The 2,640-nt window shown below is 53.7% G+C and carries 3 protein-coding genes; all 3 read right to left on the bottom strand.

The window, feature by feature from the left end; genetic code table 11:
• Positions 1–836 (bottom strand): complex I 51 kDa subunit family protein (locus B3W37_RS02575; RefSeq protein ID WP_483174686.1); only part of this gene is annotated, 836 nt, incomplete at its 3' end.
• A 15-nt stretch (positions 837–851) separates the two neighbouring features.
• The gene (locus B3W37_RS02580; RefSeq protein ID WP_481038261.1) at positions 852–1,301 is read right to left on the bottom strand and encodes an NADH-quinone oxidoreductase subunit NuoE family protein; all 450 of its coding nucleotides are present in this window, start codon (positions 1,299–1,301) and stop codon (positions 852–854) included.
• Positions 1,302–1,327: 26 nt separating this feature from the next.
• A complete protein-coding gene (locus B3W37_RS02585; protein WP_483174687.1) occupies positions 1,328–2,515 on the bottom strand; it encodes a molybdopterin molybdotransferase MoeA in 1,188 nt (395 codons plus the stop codon).
• Between the last annotated feature and the right edge of the window lie 125 nt (positions 2,516–2,640).

Here is a 2,640-nt window from a genome sequence, read left to right on the forward strand (position 1 = left end):
GAGGTACCGCCGATCTGAACCGCCTTAAACTTTTTGCCGTCCCTGATGCCTCCGCCATAATCGTAAACGACCTGACGGATGGTGACATCGGTGGGCACCTCAATGATCTTGCGCTCCACTACGTCACCGGTAAGGGTCAATAACTTGGTTCCGGGATAATTGGCGGCACCTATGGATTTAAACCAATCCGCTCCCTTTTCCACTATCAAGGGGACGCAAGCCAGGGTTTCCACATTGTTGACGATGCTGGGCTTACCCCACAAGCCTGTAACCGGCGGGAAGGGGGGTTTGAAACGGGGTTCACCGCGATGCCCTTCAATGGATTCGATCAAGGCGCTTTCCTCGCCGCACACATAAGCGCCGGCTCCCATGCGCACCTCTATATCGAAATCGCCCAGGACTCCGCTGTCTTTGGCCTCTTTGATGGCGTTATTGAGAGATTCCACTACAAAGGGGTATTCCCCCCGGCAGTAGATATAGCCCTGACTGGCGCCGATGGCATAGGCGCAGATAGCCATCCCTTCCAATACGCGATGAGGCACAGTCTCCAGCAGAATACGGTCTTTATATGTGCCTGGCTCGCCTTCGTCAGCGTTGCAGATCACATATTTCTGTTCCGTGTCCACACTGTATGAGAATTGCCATTTCATGCCGGCATTGAACCCGGCGCCGCCGCGTCCACGCAATCCGGACTTTTTAACTGTTTCGATCAGGTCCATCCTGTCCATGGCCTGCGCTTTTTCCAGAGCCTTGTAGCCGCCGGTATTTTTATAGTTTTCCAGGCTGCTCAGATCTTCCGATTCACCTGGCAGTAAAACACGCATTTCTTCCGCCATTATGTCCCTCCTTTCTTATTTGCATTGCGCTAGAATGTCTGCTATCCCATCTGCAGTAACGTCCCCGTACGGCTTACTGTTTATAGTAATAACCGGGGTCGCCTGGCATTGGCCTACACATTCGGTGAGCTCCAGGGTGAATTTTCCGTCAGCAGTGGTTTCACCCATCTTGATACCCAGCTGTTTTTCCAGGGCGGCTACGACTTCTTCCGCACCGGCTATATGGCAAGGGGCGCTTTCACATATCCTGATGATATAGCGGCCGCGCTCTCCCACCTTTAAATATGAATAAAAGGTGGCTACTCCCCAGGCCTCGGCTTTTGACATGTCGAACACCTGTGCGGCCACGGCAACGGCCTCTTCGGGGATATAATTATAAGCTCGTTGGATGGCATGGTAGGCTTCGATTATTCCTCCGGGCTTGTCTTTATACCCGGCTACGATCTCCGTGTAATCTGGTTTCACAACTTCACCTCCTTATTGGTGCTTAATTACAGCAGCAATATCTGGACATTACTGCCTGCTTCAACCGCAGGGCTACCCGCGGCGATATCGATTAATGCATTGCATTCCAATAACGATCTGATCATACTCGGCTTTTGGCCGGGCAGCACTTCAACTTCCCATTCGCTGTTGCGGTAACATGCCTGGCCTCTAACCATTCTCCTGGTATTGGCGGCTTTACTAAAGCCGTTGACGCAACGGGCGGCAATCCTCCCGGGCAGCTTCGCCTGGCCCATCATAGCCCTGATAACCGGAGCTACAAAAAGATGGTAACCTACAAAGCAGGCTGCCGGATTACCGGAAAGCGAAAACAACAGGCGGGAGTCCAAGCTCGCCGCCCCGGTATGACTTCCGGGCTGAACGGCTATATCCCAGTATAAAACCCGGGCTCCAACGGCTGCGAAGAGCTGCCGGGCTTCACTATCGTCTTCCATATAGGAACCGCCTGTGCAGATCACGATATCAACCTGATCCAGCAGCTCCAGCAATCGGGAAGTCATTTCGCTGCCACACGCGGTTTCTGCGATCACCGCACGCCCCCCATGCTGTTGCACCAGCGCTGTCAGCATCGGTCCATTGCTGTCCCAGGTTTGCCCTGATCCGATCGGCAGGGATGCGGGAACAACATTGGGAGCCAGATTAATGATCCCTATACGGGGTTGACGATAAACCGGTACGGTGCCGATTCCCATGGCGGCCAGCAGGGCGATGCTGCCTGCGTTTAGCCGGCTCTTGCCATAGAGAATGGTCTCACCCTGGCGGAAATCTTCACCTTTGTTTTTGATGTTTTGCCCAAGTTTAGCTATTTCAGCGACTAGAAGCATTTCACCGTTGCACGTGGTTTTTTCATGGGGCGCCACCGCGCAGGTCCCCGGCGGCAAATTGCCCCCGGTGCTCACCCTTACGGCCTCATTGTCCCGCAAGGGCTGTTGGGGCGCTTCCCCTAAACGATAATCTCCAACCATTTTAAAGCTGCTGGGTATCGTTGAGGTCGGACGCCCTACTGCATACCCGTCCACCGCGGATTGGTCAGATTGGGGCAGACTGTATGGAGCCGCTATATCGCTGGCCAATATCCGTCCCAGGCCTGCAGATAAGGGCACTAATTCCATTTCCAGGCTTGGCAAAACGCTTAACAGTTCTTGTTGTGCTTGTTCCAGGCTGAGATGCTGCAATTGTTTTGCCCCCTTACAGACAGCTGTTTTTCCCAAAAGGACACTGCGGATAATTGCAGACCTGGCAGCCTTCGCATAGCCCGCCATGAGCCAGTGCGGCCAGATCAGCTTTTTCTATCCTTTCC

The organism is Syntrophomonas sp. UBA5494 (assembly GCF_002426325.1).